This window comes from Bacillus sp. Medicinal_06 (assembly GCF_056711665.1).
The window spans coordinates 44,180-61,041 of record NZ_JBWYHD010000003.1 but is presented as its reverse complement, the minus strand read 5'-3'; the positions used below and the strand labels follow the sequence as shown (position 1 = coordinate 61,041).

The window sequence follows — 16,862 nt, the reverse complement described above, 5'->3', positions numbered from 1 at the left end:
GTGTATACGATGAAAAACAATGCGAGGGTAAAATCTTTCCCTAAAGATTTTACCCTTATGGTAATCGGGCAAATTGTATCAATATTAGGCGCTACTCTTTTACGTTTTGCTTTATCGCTCTATGTGCTGGATATAACGGGACGTGCAGATGTTTTTGCTACCTTATATGCCATATCGAGCATACCTCTTTTGTTGTCACCTCTTGGCGGGGCTATTGCTGATAGATTTAACAGGCGTAATTTGATGGTAATCTATGATTTGATAAGTAGTGTCGTTATATTGTGTTTTATTTGTGCGTTATCGATTGGAAACGTTTCTGTAATACTTATTGGTGTTGTTATGATTTTGCTAGCGTTTATTAGTTCGATGTATTCTCCTGTTGTTATGGCGAGCATTCCGCTGCTCGTTGCGGAAAAGAAATTGGAACAAGCCAATGGTATTGTGAATGGGGTGCAAGCATTGTCGAGTGTAGCAGCTCCTGTTTTGGGCGGGGTATTGTATAGTGTTATAGGTTTAAAAATCCTTGTCATAATAAGCTGTATTGCCTTTTTCTTGTCAGCTATATTAGAGATGTTTATCCAAATTCCATTTGTAAAAAGGAAGCAGTATGGTCATATTGTACCGACAATTATAAAAGATATGAAAGACGGGTTTACTTATGTTGTCAGAGCACCTTATATTTTGAAATCTATGATCCTTGCAGCAGTGCTTAACTTAATTCTTACACCACTTTTTGTTGTTGGAGGCCCCATTATTTTACGGGTAACGATGCAGAGTAGTGATACACTGTATGGCATTGGGATGGGACTGATAGATTTTGCTACAATTTTAGGAGCTTTGTCTATTGGCTTCTTTGCGAAAAAGATGAAAATGAACACAATATATCAGTGGCTACTTATGATTGCTTTACTCATTGTACCGATGGCTGTCTCCGTTATGCCTATTATGCTAAGACTTGGAAACTATTCGTCTTTTATTCTTTTTATTTTGTTTGCGATCCTGATAGTAATGGCAATGACGATTATTTCTATCTTTGTCATTACAGTTGTGCAAAAGAAAACGTCAAACGAAAATTTAGGGAAAGTCCTGGCAATTATTACAGCAGTTGCGCAATGTATGGCACCTATAGGGCAGGTTATATATGGATTCATGTTTGAAACCTTTAGTATAAAAGTTTACGTACCTATATTATTTGTAAGTCTCATAATGATAGTAATAGCAATCGTAGCAAAGAGAATATTAAAAAATGAAGGAGAGAGTAGTGTGATATGATTGGAAGAATGCTCAAAAGAGATTTTTTACGAAATAAAGTTATAACTATAACCTTATTTGCTTTTATGATGTTATCAGCTCTATTAATTTCCAGTGCTGCTACGATTATCATAAATTTATTTAGTTCAATGGATAAGCTCTTTACAAACTCTCATGCACCTCACTTTGTACAAATGCATACTGGAGAATTGGATCAAAGATCTATTGATCATTTTGTTTTGAACAATAACCTTGTTAAAAAGCAGCAAACGGTTGAAATGATTCGTATTAATGGTTCTAATATTTTTCTTCATGATAGACAATATGCTGAAAATGATAGTGTGATGGATATTAGTTTTGTAAAGCAAAATCCTTCTTTTGATTATTTACTAAACTTAGAAAATCGAGTGATTGAAGTTGAGCAAGGTGAAGTAGGTGTGCCAATCTACTATATGCAACACAATAATTTAAAGATTGGAGATAAGATTTGGATAGCAGACGGTGATTTTGAAATGGAATTTAAGATAGCTGCATTTGTCCGAGATGTTCAGATGAATCCTTCTATTGTTAGCTCAAAACGATTTGTCATTCATGATGCTGATTGGAAGAAATTAAAGAGTAACCTCGGAGAAAGGGAGTATCTTATAGAGTTTCAATTAAAGGATTTAGATAGAGTTAATGAATTTCAAAATATGTATCAATCATCTCAATTACCCCAACAAGGAACCGCAATCACTTATTCCCTCTATAAGACATTAAACGCTTTGAGTGACGGCATCTTAGCTGTTGTTATTATTTTTATAAGCTTTTTGCTGATTACTATAGCCATCCTTTGCATTAGATTTACTTTGATTACCACAATGGAAGAAGATTACCGTGAAATTGGTGTCATGAAAGCAATTGGTATTTCTAATAAGGATATTCAAAAGCTATACTTGATAAAATATATTGTCATGACAGCAATTGCTAGTATTTTTGGATATATCCTTTCATTATTTGCTAGTGAGATATTTCTAACTAATATCGCGTTATATATGGGTTCTACTGAACAAAATATTTTATATTTTGTTTTACCGTTCATGAGTACGATATTGATGTTTATAACTGTTGTTATATTCTGTAAGCTAATTTTACGGAAGTTTAGATATGTGACCTCCATAGAGGCTATACACGCAGGGTATTCATCAAATCGTGTACGCAACAGAAGAACGTTTGCACTATACAAAAGTCGATTCCCTTATGTGAATTTATATCTTGGTATGAAAGACGTATTTGAAAGGTTTAAGATATATGGCTTATTATGTTTGGTTTTTATAATTTCCACTTTTATCATTATTGTTCCGATAAATTTTCTGCAGACAGTCCAATCTCCTAAATTTATCACATATATGGGAGTAGGAAAGAGTGATATGAGGATAGATTTACAACAATCTGAGCAAATGGGACAAAGGTTTAGCGAAGTGATCTCCTACATTGAAAGAGATAATGATGTAGAAAAATATGTTGCATTTGTAACCAGCTCGTTTAAAGTAATGAATCATGCTGGAGTTTACGAAAATATGAATGTTGAAACTGGCAATTTTACGGTATTTCCTTTGAAGTATTTAAAAGGTTCAGCACCGCAAGATGAAAATGAAATCGCACTTTCTCAGATGAATGCGTATGAACTAAAAAAGAATGTTGGAGATGTATTGATACTCATTGTAAATGGAAAGAAGATGGAATTAACTGTATGCGGTATATATCAGGATGTAACGAATGGTGGTAAAACAGCTAAGGCACATGTACCGTACGATTCTGATCGTATTTTATGGCATGTTTTGAATTTGGATATGAAATCTAACGTTGATAAAAAAGATAAGATGGAAGAATACAAACAGGCCTTTTATCCTGCGAAAGTGACGGATATGGAAGAGTATTTGTCACAGACATTGGGAGGAACCATCGATCAGTTGAAACTAGTTACAGGATTAGCGATTGTAATAGCCATAGCTATCGTCGTCTTGATTGCAGCCATGTTTTTTAAGATGCTGATTGCAAAAGATTCTTCACAAATCATTATTATGAAGAGTCTTGGATTTTCTTACCGAAATATTCAGGTGCAATATATTACTAGAGCGATTTTGATTTCACTAATTGGCATTGTATTAGGAACATTTATAGCGGGTACGTTTGGAGAAAAACTTGTTAGTGGATTTGGTTCGTTCATGGGTGCCTCAAATATCCAGTTTGTTATTAATCCTGTCATTTCTTATATTTTCTGTCCATTATCGCTTGTGATAGCTGTAACGATGACAACATTTATAAGTAGTATGACAATGAAAAATACAGGCGATTTAAAAAGAATGGGAGACTGAGAGGTGAATGGAATGAAAAGCATTTTACAAGTGAGTCATTTAAATAAAGTGTATTCATTGGGAAAAACAGATAAACAACATGTGCTTAAAGATATTAATCTAGAAATCAAAGAGGGGGAATTTATATCTGTTATGGGGCCATCTGGCTCTGGAAAATCAACATTGCTTTATACGATTAGCGGTATGGATAAAATGACTTCAGGAAGTGTGGTATTTAAGAATAGAGAAATCTCTAGTTTATCTGAAGAAGAATTATCAAAACTGCGTCTTCATAAAATGGGCTTTATTTTTCAGCAAAGTAACCTGCTTAAAAATCTAAATATTTTTGATAATGTTATTTTATCTGCCTATCTAGCAAAAAATGAAAGTCGAAAAAAGATAAATAAACGGGCGAGTGAATTGATGAGAAAGACAGGAATATCAGAGTTATCAAATCATGATATCACACAGGTATCAGGGGGACAGCTACAAAGGGTATCTATTTGCCGTGCACTAATCAACAATCCAGATATTGTTTTTGGTGATGAGCCAACGGGTGCTTTAAATTCAAAGGCGACTCATGAAATAATGGATATTTTAGCTGACATCAACCGTTCTGGAACTACGATTATGTTAGTAACCCATGATGCAAAGGTGGCTGCTAAGACGGAACGAGTACTTTTTATGATGGATGGGAGTATCGCTGCTGAAAAGTATCTTGGCAAGTATAAAAAAGAAAAAACTGACATCAAAATACGTGAAGAAAAGTTGCTAACCTGGCTTGGATACATGGGGTTTTAACAATAAAAATGGGAAGGTATGTATTTGAACAAAAAGAAGGAATTAAATTAGTTGACAATTCTATACTTTTCAAAGAGAATACAAGAAAGGGAATGTACGTTCGTTTCGCTAACGAGCAATTTCATATGTATCTATATAAAAGGAGGATACTTCTAATTGAAGAATTCTAAACAAAAAATTACTACTTTTTTAATGTTTGACGGTAATGCCGAGGAAGCAATGAATTTATATACTTCCTTATTTGAGCAGTCAGAAATTATAGCTATTTCTCGTTATGATGTAAATGGACCAGGCAAAGAAGGAACTGTCAGGCATGCTGCATTCACATTAAATGGGCAACAGTTTATGTGTATCGATAGTAATATGAAGCATGACTTTACATTTACTCCTTCAATGTCGCTATATGTAAATTGTGATACAGAAGAGGAGATTGATGAAGTTTTTCATAAGTTAGCAGAAGAAGGAGAAGTTCTAATGCCGCTAGCAGCTCATCCATTCAGCAAAAAATTCGGTTGGGTTAATGATAAATATGGTGTTTCTTGGCAGTTATCTCTTTCTGCAGAGTAGGTCTTCTTTTGTAAATAAAAACGTATCCTCAGTATAATGAGAGATACGTTTTTTATTTTTTTAGGATGTTGCTTATCAATCGATTTGTACGTTCTACTTGTCATTTTGGTTAATCTCTTGACCCGTTACATTTTTGATTGATAAGTGTTGCACAAAAAGATTTAGTGAAGAAGATTGTAAGAATCGAATGGATATGAAGTAGTATAAAATTTGAATTTTATTTGAAAAGGAGAACAATATAGCTAAGAAAATCCGTTTAATACGAACAATGGTAATTGAATACGTTCCGGATCCAAAACATTATGAGGAAGGCATGACAATTGAGGAAATGGCAAAATTTGATGCTGAAAGTGATGATTTAGAATCCATTTTTACAGAATTAGAGTCCGATGTGGTTAAGTGGGAGATTATTGATAGCGAAAAAGCTTAGGGATCCATGAATAACAAAAAACTGAACAAAAGCGTTATTTTATTATAGGAAAATAGGTGACTCAGCAATTGTGCCAGCCGAGTCACCCAGTACTATCGATCCAAATAATGTTCTTTTTCTATATGTAGTTATATTGATTTCCTAATGGCTAGCTCCAAAACTTCAGTTAAAGAACAAAGAAAATTATTTTAGAGAGTATTAGATTTTATTATGTTAATGCTACAACAGCAAGAGTTAAGCCTAATGTATTTAATGGATTAGAATATGGTCCTACATTAACAGTAAGAGTACTTGTTATACCTGGAGGTGTAGTAAAAATTGCGGGTGCTGATACAGAAGTGAATCCTGCAGTATATCCTAGAGAAGTACCTGAGCCAATGATTGCATTATTATTAAGATACATAGTGATACCTGCAGAATTACCTCCTGATTGAATAATAACTTGCACTTCATAGATTGCCAAATAGGTTCTTCCACCTTCAAGTAAAACAGTTGTTGGTGGTGTGAATGAGATTGCCGTACCATTAGAATTTACCACGGTATCTAGTGGAATCGCAGAATTTACAGAAACTATTGTTGGGATAGTTTAAACAACATTTAAACTATTAGCCGTGGGGGATGGACAAGAGCAAGGTTTGTGAATTTTAGAATTGTTATCATTTTGGTAATTCACAAATAATCAAACTCCTTTGTGTAAGTTGATTTTTTATCCCATATAAAACGTAGCTTTTTTGTGTATCTATGTTATTTTTAATAAGTTTGTAAAGATTAGCCGAATAGTATTGGTCAGTCAACTCTTAAAAGTATTTGATACTCTAGGGATTTCAAAGTACATCCAATAAATATATATGAATGTTTTTTCAAGGACATTACTGTAAGTTAGGAAACGTAATAAAATAGTTATTTGAATAAGAAAGTGTTTATGTAAGAAAGAGCGTGCAACAGCTCACGCTCCTTCAAGAGGAGATTCGGTGCCTTTAGAATCATTTCTCTCTCCATACACTCTACGAATGTTTGTGGAAAGTGTGCAAGAAATTGATTTAGAAGAAGTGTTTTCTATATATGCAAGAAATTAATACAAAAACGCTATTTTATAAAAAAATCAAGTCAGAAATAAATATCTGACTTGATTTGAAATTAAAAATATAAACCTTTGCCCACTGGCTGAACAGTTTCTAGCACAGTATCAACCATTTCTTCATTAATTAGGGTTCTTATAATCCAAGCTGAGAGGTCTTGTGCAGCAAAGCAACCTGCAGCAGTCGAAATATTGCCTTCGTTTACGAAACTTTGTTCAATAACGTCTACATCAAATTCTTCAAGTTGTTCTACTACGGATGGATATGTAGTTGCTTTTTTGCCAGTTAACAATTTTTTAGCTCCTAGTAGTAGTGAACCAGAACACATAGAGCCTATTAATTGTCTTTGAGGATCTACATGGATGTTATTAAGATATTTTTGATTTTTATATAAATCTTGTACACCCTTACCACTTGCAAATATTACAGCGTCAGCAGAAGGGATATCGGGTATGCTTCCTGTCATGGGTATACGTAAACCAGACATGGATACATGAGTTTTTTCTGTTCCTAATAGTTGGACCTCCCAATCAGAAATACCACCAACTAGACGTACACGATTTAATAAATCCCATGGTAAAAAAACATCTATATCAGTGAAGTTATCGAAACAGACTATTGCAATTTTCATTCTCTAACCCTCCGTAATCGAAATGTTGAAAACATTCAAATTATAACACTTTCAAGTATATTTAGTGAGGTTTAAGTTTTTTACTAACTATAGTAGATAGGAAAAAGTGTATTGGATTGTAGAGAAACACCACAAAAATTTCATTTTAAACAAAAGAGCAGCTAGCAAAAGCTAACTGCTTAACGACTCCAAGGGGGTTGGAGAAAGATTATTGTATCTACATTATTGACGGAATATTCCTTAAACAAACATAAGGATATATTTTTAATAGTTATATTTTAAAACGCGTTTAATTTAAGGTTGATTCCAAAAAAGAGAAATATTAACAAAGTACCAAGTTATTAAAAGAGCGGTTCCTATGAGAATTCCTATGAGAACACCTATAAAAATCTTTGTCTATATATTCTTCATCAATAGACCTCCTTTATGAAGAATATTAACATTTATCGGAAATTTGAACAAAATAATCCTTTGTGCGACACGTTTCCCTATAAGTGTATAAACAAGAAATGGGAGGGTTATCAAACTTGATAACAACAACTGATTGACTGAAAGTAGGAATGAAAGCCGTCAGGTTGAGCTGAAACTATTTATCTAATACTCCTACATGCAAGGCGTGATAGTAGTTACAAATTGTATGAAGCTAGGTGAAGTCGACTGAACAAAACCTAAGTGAGAAATCATATGGTAATGGATAGGTCGGGATGCTACAAAATATCTATGGTGAGAATGTCCTAAATAACGGACTGGCGAACTTGCGAATGTACGGGTCTAAATTATTAATACACAAGAAATGTGTATGTCGTCAATGACGATGTTATCTACCGAAAAGTAAGATTAAAGGATATGAAATTCGGAACATCTAACGATGAGGGTGTAAAGATAACAGGCTTACAGTAAGCGCCTAAGGATATATGTACAGCTAAGTCAAATCGGAACGTGGTAAGCAAGAAACTGTCACCAACGCCTACTAGCGGACAGATGCATATAAGGTTCTAACGAACCGAAATTGCTTCATTCTTGTGAAGGTGGGGATACAGTACCGACGAAGCATGTAACGAATGTGGAGGGATAGTCCCTAGTCTTGTTCTTTGAAAACTAAATCAACTGGATGTAACTCACAGGGTCGAGTAAGATAATGTGACTTTTCGTAAGAAAAGGGAATGAATACGTTGGTGAGTACAACATTGTTTGTAATCTAGTTGCTTTAGTATAAAAGGATAAGATGGGGCGCTGTATGCGATGAAAGTCGCACGTACAGTGCTAAGCGGGGGAAAAGATGGAGATAACTTCAAAGTCTTACCTATCGCAACGAATATAGTCCGGGTAGAAAATTAGAAGACGCCAAATCATTAGAGTGGTATGAACTATGGATAGTGCTCTTTTTATTTTAATAAAAGGACATGTGTGGAATGAAAGTATGAAAAGGTTAATTAGGTGAATGGAAAAAGCAAAGCAATCAAGTAAAAAAGAAAAGTTTAAGCACATGGAATATCGAGAATTTGGCATAGAGCATTCTAAAATTGAAGGTAAGTGATGTGAAAGGTAGTTCAATTTGCGAAAAGAAGAAAGTTAAACAAAAGTATATTGAAATTACGGCAGCATGAAAGAAGGTGCGTTGTTGATACATCAAAGATGGGTTCAATCCCTAAGTTGTTTCATTAAATGATTCTCCTTTTTAAGTTGAATAGACGATCTAATATTCCCAAGATAAATTGTGGTATAATTTACATATAGGGGGAAAGTAGATGACACAACATAAAGAAGAACAAATGAATCAGGCGCTTGCATTGTTTTATTTTGCATATAAAACATTTACAGAAAAACCAGATGAAATTATAAAAGAATATGGTATACAGCGCGTACATCACCGAATTTTATTTTTTATTGCTCGCTTTCCAGGGCTCAGTATAAATGAATTGTTATCTCTGTTAGAAATAAGTAAACAAGCTCTTCACGGACCACTTCGTCAGCTTCTTGAAAAGGGGCTTATCGAAAGTAATGAAGCAGAACATGATCGTCGTGTGAAACAACTTGTCCTCACGAAAGAAGGAGCAGAGCTAGAGAGAAAACTAAGCGACGTGCAAAGAAAACAAATGGGAAGTATTTTTTCAAAATTTGGTGAAACGTGTGAAGAACATTGGCATCAAGTGATGACAGAACTAGCAAATAGTCGTTTCGGCTTTGATGCATGGCTCTCCAAACGTGAACAACTCGTTGATCAAAAATAAGGAAATGATTCATTCCTCTGTTTTTAAAGTTTGAAAAAGAATTGGTTTTATCTATGTATTTTGGCAACTATGAGGGAATCATAGAATACATGGATAAAAAATAAACATTACTAGATACTTTATGACGTGTACGTATTGTAAAATTTAAATTGTTATTTCCGAAAGGGGAATTATGATGATAAAACTTGTACTTATTCGTCACGGACAAAGTTTATGGAATCTTGAAAACAGATTTACGGGATGGACAGATGTAGATTTATCAGAAAATGGATTAAACGAAGCACGAGAAGCAGGTGCAATATTAAAAAACAATGGATATATATTTGATGTTGCGTATAGTTCTGTTTTAAAACGGGCAATTCGAACACTTTGGATTATTCTGCATGAAATGGATCTGGCTTGGGTTCCCGTACATAAATCATGGAAGTTAAATGAGAGACATTACGGTGCGTTGCAAGGATTAAATAAAGATGAGACAGCAAAGAAATATGGAGATGAACAAGTTCATATATGGAGACGAAGTACGGATGTGAGACCGCCAGCTCTTACTGAAGATGATCCAAGGTATGAAATTGCTGACCCAATGTATAAGCTGCTTAAAAAAGAAGAATTTCCCCTTACAGAATGTCTAGAAGACACAGAAAAAAGAGTGTTGGATTTTTGGCATAAGGAAATCGCACCAACATTAAAATCCAGTCAAAAAGTAATCATTTCATCGCATGGGAATACAATTCGTTCGCTTGTAAAATATTTAGATAATTTATCGAACGATGGGGTAGTATCATTAAATATTCCAACGAGTATCCCTCTTGTGTATGAATTAGATGAAAATTTACAACCTATTCGTCATTATTATTTAAGCATGGATGGAGAAGTACCTGAAGGTGTAATTCCAAAACATATATCTTTGTAAAAAATATTTTTGGGAATTTGAAATGCAGGCTTGTCTGCATATACAATGTAGATTCATTATAAAAGACGTGGATTTCTTTTTAGTATATGCGGCGCTGCTTACTTTAGAAGGTTGTCCATGTCTTTTGTCATAATGAGAGAAAGTTGAGCATGTAATGATATCGTGAGAAGTTTTTGAATGGAGGGTGATGTGATTGACAGTCTCTAACATTCGAATTGGTTTGTTTTTTCTTGTACTAGTTTTTTTATTTCTTATCTTCTTTTATTGGAAAAATGAAGAGGTGTACGAAGAAAAAAAGCAGCTTATTCGAAAAACATGGTATGGTGTGTTTATTACTTCAGTCACAATTTATTTCATGGTGAAAGGAATTGATTTAACCCTCTGGAAAAACATTTTAATGTTCGTTGCGATGGTTATATTTGTCGATATTGCCTTTATTTTAACTCCAAATATTTCGGAGATATGGGGAGCGAAGTTTAGTGATATCGGAAAGACTGTTCAGTCCATTAAACGATCATTAATCGCTTCAAAAGCAAGGGGAGAGATTTATACGACAATCATTCAAAATGTAAACCCCACAGCATTTGGTACGATGGAGTGGAGAGCAGAGGCTGAGTATGCACAAAGTTTAAATGTATTTCTTGATACGTATGCTGAAAAAATTGGAGCAAAAATCGTTGTCTTTGTGACAGCTGATGAATTAAATACAAATTTCCGTGGCATTCGCTCTCAGTTTAGTATCACAGTACCTTTAGAACATATAGCGCAATTAAATGAACAAAAAGCTGTTCAAGTAGAAAATGTCGGTATCATACCAGCGAAAATAGTAAAAGATGTTTGTATTGTTATTGATGGTCAAAAGAACAATCTTCAAGATCGAGATTTTGAAAATGTATATAATTTAACGATTCAGCATAGTTATTTTAGTAAATAGGACAGAAGCAAAAGTTTCTGTCCTTTCTTTCATACATAAATATGGACAAAGTTCGTGAAAATGAAACATAATTGAATAAATTTGGACAATCATCCCAACACTAGCAGGTAGAGGTGATTGTAGTGGAAAAAGAATATAGCAATGAATTTTTCAAAGAAGAAACAGAGGATACAACAGATTTCTCTTTAATAAAAGGAGATACAATGCAACAAGTAGAAGAGTTAGAAGAAGAATTAAAAAGAAAAGGATAACGTCTGATTTATATTTGAGATATAATGAAGAGAGAAAGATTGTATCTTTTTTATAAAGGGGGAGGAAAAAATGCAAGAAATGAAACAACAAAAACTTGCTTTTTTTAAAGAAAAAAAAGCAGCATCGAATACAGATTTCTCTCTTGTGAAAGGTGCATTAACAGAAAATATTAATCGACTAGAAAAGCTCATGAATCATGATGCATCAAAATATATGCAAGGGAAAAAATTAAAAGAAAATGTATAAAAGCATTTTCTTTTTTTATTTCTTTTTCATTCCTGCTCCGAATTCCTCAAAATCTAGTAACTTACGAAGTACATAAAGGAGCTTTGATCTGATGGACTTTGTTATCTAGTAAAAAACGAAAGGCGCTTTGTATTGTTTTTCGCTTTTTTGTATTAAGATTAAGTTGTCTTAAAATTAGTATTTTGCAGATTACTAAAAATAGTATAATGAATACAATCACATTTTAGAAAGAAGGTATTCCCTTGAAAAAGATTTACGTTATTCATGAAAACGCAGAATGGACAAGACATCTAACGAGAAGATTGGAAGAACTCGGTCTTCCTTATGAAGAATGGCATTTAGACAAAGGGAATGTGGATCTTTCGTCTGTTCCGCCGCAGGGCATATTTTATAACCGTATGAGTGCTTCTTCTCATACAAGAAATCACCGCTTTGCACCAGAGTTTACGGGTGCTGCCCTTGCTTGGTTAGAGAGGTATAATCGAAAAATATTCAATGGAAGCAGAGCATTGCAGCTTGAAGTAAGTAAAGTCGGGCAATATATGGCACTGAATGCACAAGGAATCCGGACACCTAAGACAATTGCAGCTGTTGGTAAGGATCATATTATAGAAGCGGCAGCGCAATTTGAAGGACGTCCATTTATTACGAAGCATAACCGTGCTGGAAAAGGATTAGGCGTTCAACTGTTTCAGTCTGTTGTTTCTTTACAAGAATACGTAGAAAGTGCAGCATTTGAAGAGCCAGTAGATGGTATTACATTAATTCAAGAATACATTCAATCTCCTGAGCCTTACATTACACGTTGTGAGTTTGTAGGTGGGAAATTTGTATATGCAGTTCAAGTCGATACATCAAAAGGCTTTGAATTATGCCCAGCTGATGCTTGCCAAATTGGTGATTTGTTCTGTCCTGTTGGAGAGAAAGTCCCGGAAAAACCGAAGTTTCAAATTATTGAGGGCTTTGATGACCCAATTATTCAAAAATATGAGGCCGTTTTGGCTGCAAATGATATCGCAATTGCTGGCATTGAGTTTATTCGAAATGCCGATGGTGAAATTTTCACTTATGACATTAATACAAACACAAACTACAATGCTGACGCGGAAGCAGTTGTTGGAAAATACGGTATGCTAGAGATTGCGAAGTTTCTTGGTAGTGAATTAGAGAAAATATAATAGTTAGGAAGAAAGCTGCTGATGAAGCAGCTTTTTTGTAAGTTCCATTCGGGCGTAAATTGGTAATGAGAGGTTTTCTGTAAAATACATAATCATTCTCCTTATTCTGTTGAATTGGTATAGGAGAGTCTTGATTAGTAGGAGCGATAGCTCTACATCTTTAATAAAAAGTAACATGATGAAGCGTGGTATAATGATAACGAATAGAATGATTTAAAATTCAAAGATGTATTTAAGAGAGGAGCTTCACAATGTATTCTAATTTAGAACAATTAACAAAGCACCCGGTATTTTACCACTTTGCAGAAATTTCAAAGATTCCAAGAGGATCTGGTAATGAAAAAGAAATTAGTGATTTCCTAGTGAAATTTGCAAAAGATCGTAATTTAGAAGTTGTACAAGATGAAGCTTTAAACGTAATTATTAAAAAGCCAGCAACTGACGGTTATGAAAATGTCCCAGCAATTATTATCCAAGGTCATATGGATATGGTTTGTGAAAAAAACCAAGCAACTGTTCATGATTTTGAAAAGGATGCAATTGAGCTACGAATCGTTGGGGACATGCTGTATGCAAATCAAACGACTTTAGGTGCAGATAATGGTATTGCGGTTGCTTATGCATTAGCACTATTAGATTCGGCTGATATTCCGCATCCAGCTCTTGAGGTTGTGATTACAACAGAAGAAGAAACGACGATGGGTGGAGCCTTTGCTGTTGATGCAAAGCACTTTGATGGGAAAATATTTATTAATATCGATTCTGAAGAAGATCATAAATTATTAGTGAGCAGTGCAGGCGGAGCGAAAGCAGTTGAAACAATTTCTGTTGATTGGGAAGAAGCACCTGCTGAATTAGAAGCATACCGTTTATATGTTGGAGGACTAAAAGGCGGTCATTCCGGTATGGAAATTGATAAACAACGAGGAAATGCGAATAAAGTGTTAGGGCGCGTTCTTCATGATTTATCAAATGAGATTTCATTTAACATAAGTGACATTCATGGTGGATTAAAAACAAATGCGATTCCACGTGAAAGTGTTGCAACAATTTTATTATCTGTAAATGACGTAGAAAAGGTAGAAGAGAAAGTAGAAGAATGGACACGTATTTTCCAAGAAGAGCTACGTGCTGTAGATCCTGATGTACATGTTTCTCTTACAAAATTAGAAGAAAAAGTAGAAAAAGTATTTGCTAGAACAACACAAAGTCAGCTTATTTCTTCTTTATTCCTAATTCCAAACGGTATTCAAAGCATGAGTATGGATATTAAAGGACTTGTAGAAAGTTCAACAAATTTAGGTGTTATTGAAACATTACATAATGAAATTAAATTACGAAATGAAGTAAGAAGTTCTGTAAGTAGTTTAAAACAGCACATTACAAATGAGATTAAGCATATTGCAGAATTGGTTGGAGCAAAGTTCGAGAAGGAATCAGAGTACCCAGAATGGCCGTACAATCCGAAGTCACCAATTCGTGAATTATTTGAAAACGTGCATAAAGAAAAATACAATAAAGACGTTGAAATCTTTGCGGTACATGCTGGTATTGAATGTAGTGTATTTGTTCAAAAAATGCCTGAATTAGATGCGATTTCATTTGGACCAGATATTTTCAACGTTCATACACCAGATGAGCACATTAGTATTTCATCAGTTATCAATAACTGGGGATTCTTTGTTGATGTAATGAGAGAAACGAAATCTTTAGCATAAATAAGAATGAGCTGAACTGCCTAAGGAGGTTCTTGGGCAGTTTTTTGTTGAAAATCAGTTTATATTTCTGTAATGGTTCCAAATTACAATTATGTGACTTTAACTTGTTAAGATTGCATAATACGGTTCCTTTATCATGTAACTTTACAGTTGCTTATTGTTGACGGCAACCATATAGTTGCTTATACTTGATATATGAATTGGGACAAAGACGCTATATTCAAAGCACTTGGCGACTCGACTCGGCGGCTTATATTAGACGAACTATCCGAACGTAACGAGCTGACGTTGTATGAACTTACGGCACGTCTTATTATGAAGCACGACCTTTCCATTTCGCGACAGGCGATTGCTAAACATCTTACTACATTGGAAGATGCGGGGCTCGTAGAATCAATGCGAAAGGGAAAATATCGAGTACTTATGTTTAACAACGAACCACTTAAAAACTTACTGAAAGGATGGATAGAGTAATTTTATAATATCGTAACAGGACTTGCTGACGAATATGTGGGTTGTTTTTGCGGAAAACCAGACTGTTAGTACAGTACATGCGTCACAAATAAAAAAGGAGGCAAAAATAATATGAAAATCGTTGTTACTAGTATATTTGTACAAGATCAAGACAAGGCACTGGAGTTTTATTCAAAAAAGCTAGGGTTTGTAAAAAAGGAGGACGTTCCCGTAGGAAAATTTAGGTGGATAACGCTTGTTTCTCCTGATGATCAGGGCGGTACTGAGCTTTTACTCGAACCGAATGAACATCCTGCCGCAAAAGAGTATCAAAAGAAAATATTTGCTGAAGGCATCCCAGCAACAATGTTTGGCGTTACAGATATTAATAAAGAGTACGAACGATTATTGGAAAAAGGCGTGAAGTTTACTATGGAGCCGACAAAAATGGGCGAAGTCACAATAGCTGTCTTCGACGATACATGCGGCAACTTTATCCAGATAGTGCAGAAGTAACTTCATGACGAAGTAACCTAGTACTAAACGAATTTATTGGCAAGTTTTAAGTTAGGTGAAGTGTTTTTTATTAAAAAATAAAAAACCTTATGTTAACCCTGTCCTACTTTTAGGATGGGGTTATATGTTTATAAGGTCTAAAATTAAATGAGGTTGTTATCATTCCACAATGGAAATGTAACATTGTGAATATGTTCACTTCAACTTAGGATTCTGTTAGTTGAACAAGGAACATCAAAATAATCAAACTTTTTTATAAAAAGTAGTTCCTAAACTAGAAGGAAGCTATTGGATTGATCAATCTTTATTCAAAATAATGGATTTTAATATGCACTGAATCAAGATTTAAAGAGTGATTTCTAATCAAACTATCTTTTAAAGCAATATGTGTTGCTGCGGTATAGATAAAATAAAGAAAACTTTACAGAGCGACAATGCAGTTGATATCTGTAATTGTAGTTAAGGAGGAAGGAAGTGTAAAGTTAGTAATTTCACATACCGTATTGAAAAAATAAAAAAATACAAAATAAAACATTTGCTGAAAGATGAATAACATAATTAATAAGAAGTGCTAAAAATATATTTAATAGAACTTTTATAAGGATTTTTAACAGACTAGAAATTGTAGTCGTGCAATTAAATTAAGCTGCACGACTTTTTTATTTATCTAATGCAACTATTTTGATAGAAAATAAAAACCCAAATATATTAGTAAAAGGAACTGTTTATCACGCATTAACGGGTAGTAAGACCCCCACCTCAAGATTCAGAGAGAAATGGGGAAGAGAGGTGGGGGATCAACTGCCAGTAAAAGCCCGATTGGTAAGGGCTAATAATCAGTGGGGGATGAAGAAAATCCCCACTGATTAAAGGTTCACTTTATATGAAAAATAGGTGTTTTTAAGTACAAGTATCCATTACAATTTTGTTAAATTTGTTCTACACTACATAAAATAACAAATTTTGACGTTCTTTCTTTGATATAGTGTAAATAATTAAAATACTCAGTTTTTAATTGAATTAGAATGTTTATGGTTTGTGCATATAAAAAACTTTTTATAAAGGAGTGTACACATGCATAAAGAATTTGAAATTGAGGAATACACAGCAATTGAAGAACAAATTCATTATTATAGTCAGTGTTTATTGGTGAATCACCCTGAACAAATTGTAAAGTATTTAGAAAAAAGATTAGAAAAGTATACAGAAACATTGAAATATGCGCACTTGTATCCTGAAAAAGTCATTTTGCCTATACAGCAATTAGTAATTGAGTATTCTTTTGATCTTGCTAGGATTAGAAAGTATTTAAATTTAGAAACATAG

Annotated in this window: 15 protein-coding genes and 1 pseudogene; 14 read left to right on the top strand and 2 right to left on the bottom strand. The window is 34.0% G+C overall.

The genetic code is table 11. The annotated features are described in order from the left end of the window. The first annotated feature begins 9 nt into the window (after positions 1-9). The 4 genes from AC1M36_RS07415 to AC1M36_RS07400 all read left to right on the top strand — a co-directional run bounded on the left by AC1M36_RS07415 (position 10) and on the right by AC1M36_RS07400 (position 4,955). Positions 10-1,272, top strand: coding sequence for an MFS transporter (locus AC1M36_RS07415; RefSeq protein ID WP_479845696.1), 1,263 nt, complete (start codon positions 10-12; stop codon positions 1,270-1,272). Beyond that, positions 1,269-3,608, top strand: coding sequence for an ABC transporter permease (locus AC1M36_RS07410; RefSeq protein ID WP_479845695.1), 2,340 nt, complete (start codon positions 1,269-1,271; stop codon positions 3,606-3,608). Before AC1M36_RS07415 ends, AC1M36_RS07410 begins: the two co-directional genes overlap by 4 nt. Before the next feature lie 12 nt (positions 3,609-3,620). Further along, positions 3,621-4,388, top strand: a complete 768-nt coding sequence (locus AC1M36_RS07405) for an ABC transporter ATP-binding protein (RefSeq protein WP_336453909.1) — start codon at positions 3,621-3,623, stop codon at positions 4,386-4,388. Between the two features lie 156 nt (positions 4,389-4,544). Then, positions 4,545-4,955, top strand: coding sequence for a VOC family protein (locus AC1M36_RS07400; RefSeq protein ID WP_336453906.1), 411 nt, complete (start codon positions 4,545-4,547; stop codon positions 4,953-4,955). A gap of 638 nt (positions 4,956-5,593) precedes the next feature. On the opposite strand, the pseudogene AC1M36_RS07395 reads toward AC1M36_RS07400, so the two are convergent. Both AC1M36_RS07395 and AC1M36_RS07390 read right to left on the bottom strand, forming a co-directional pair. Continuing rightward, positions 5,594-6,058 (bottom strand): annotated as a pseudogene (locus tag AC1M36_RS07395) (hypothetical protein). A 464-nt stretch (positions 6,059-6,522) separates the two neighbouring features. Then, positions 6,523-7,095, bottom strand: a complete 573-nt coding sequence (locus AC1M36_RS07390) for a DJ-1/PfpI family protein (protein ID WP_431613340.1) — start codon at positions 7,093-7,095, stop codon at positions 6,523-6,525. 1,748 nt (positions 7,096-8,843) lie between these two features. On the opposite strand from AC1M36_RS07390, the gene AC1M36_RS07385 reads away from it, so the two are divergent. The 10 genes from AC1M36_RS07385 (at position 8,844) to AC1M36_RS07340 (ending at position 16,862) form a co-directional block, all read left to right on the top strand. Then, the gene (locus AC1M36_RS07385) at positions 8,844-9,326 is read left to right on the top strand and encodes a MarR family winged helix-turn-helix transcriptional regulator (protein WP_336454043.1); all 483 of its coding nucleotides are present in this window, start codon (positions 8,844-8,846) and stop codon (positions 9,324-9,326) included. 175 nt (positions 9,327-9,501) lie between these two features. Then, positions 9,502-10,239, top strand: coding sequence for a 2,3-diphosphoglycerate-dependent phosphoglycerate mutase (gene gpmA / locus AC1M36_RS07380; protein ID WP_336454042.1), 738 nt, complete (start codon positions 9,502-9,504; stop codon positions 10,237-10,239). Positions 10,240-10,432: 193 nt separating this feature from the next. Beyond that, positions 10,433-11,173: a type II toxin-antitoxin system SpoIISA family toxin gene (locus AC1M36_RS07375; RefSeq protein ID WP_336454041.1), complete on the top strand. Its 741-nt coding sequence runs from the start codon at positions 10,433-10,435 to the stop codon at positions 11,171-11,173. 122 nt (positions 11,174-11,295) lie between these two features. Next, on the top strand, positions 11,296-11,424 hold the full coding sequence (locus tag AC1M36_RS07370; RefSeq protein ID WP_033671175.1) for a hypothetical protein: 129 nt from the start codon (positions 11,296-11,298) through the stop codon (positions 11,422-11,424). Between the two features lie 70 nt (positions 11,425-11,494). Beyond that, a complete protein-coding gene (spoIISB, locus tag AC1M36_RS07365; RefSeq protein WP_479845694.1) occupies positions 11,495-11,671 on the top strand; it encodes a stage II sporulation protein SB in 177 nt (58 codons plus the stop codon). Positions 11,672-11,913: 242 nt separating this feature from the next. Further along, a complete protein-coding gene (locus AC1M36_RS07360; protein ID WP_336454040.1) occupies positions 11,914-12,849 on the top strand; it encodes an ATP-grasp domain-containing protein in 936 nt (311 codons plus the stop codon). A 251-nt stretch (positions 12,850-13,100) separates the two neighbouring features. Beyond that, entirely contained in the window at positions 13,101-14,567 is a 1,467-nt protein-coding gene (locus tag AC1M36_RS07355; RefSeq protein WP_336454039.1) for an aminoacyl-histidine dipeptidase, read from the top strand. Between the two features lie 195 nt (positions 14,568-14,762). Next, positions 14,763-15,041 (top strand): ArsR/SmtB family transcription factor, encoded by a 279-nt coding sequence (locus tag AC1M36_RS07350; RefSeq protein ID WP_336454038.1) that lies wholly within the window; start codon positions 14,763-14,765, stop codon positions 15,039-15,041. 111 nt (positions 15,042-15,152) lie between these two features. After that, positions 15,153-15,536 (top strand): VOC family protein, encoded by a 384-nt coding sequence (locus tag AC1M36_RS07345; protein WP_336454037.1) that lies wholly within the window; start codon positions 15,153-15,155, stop codon positions 15,534-15,536. 1,074 nt (positions 15,537-16,610) lie between these two features. Further along, positions 16,611-16,862: a hypothetical protein gene (locus AC1M36_RS07340; RefSeq protein ID WP_207994510.1), complete on the top strand. Its 252-nt coding sequence runs from the start codon at positions 16,611-16,613 to the stop codon at positions 16,860-16,862.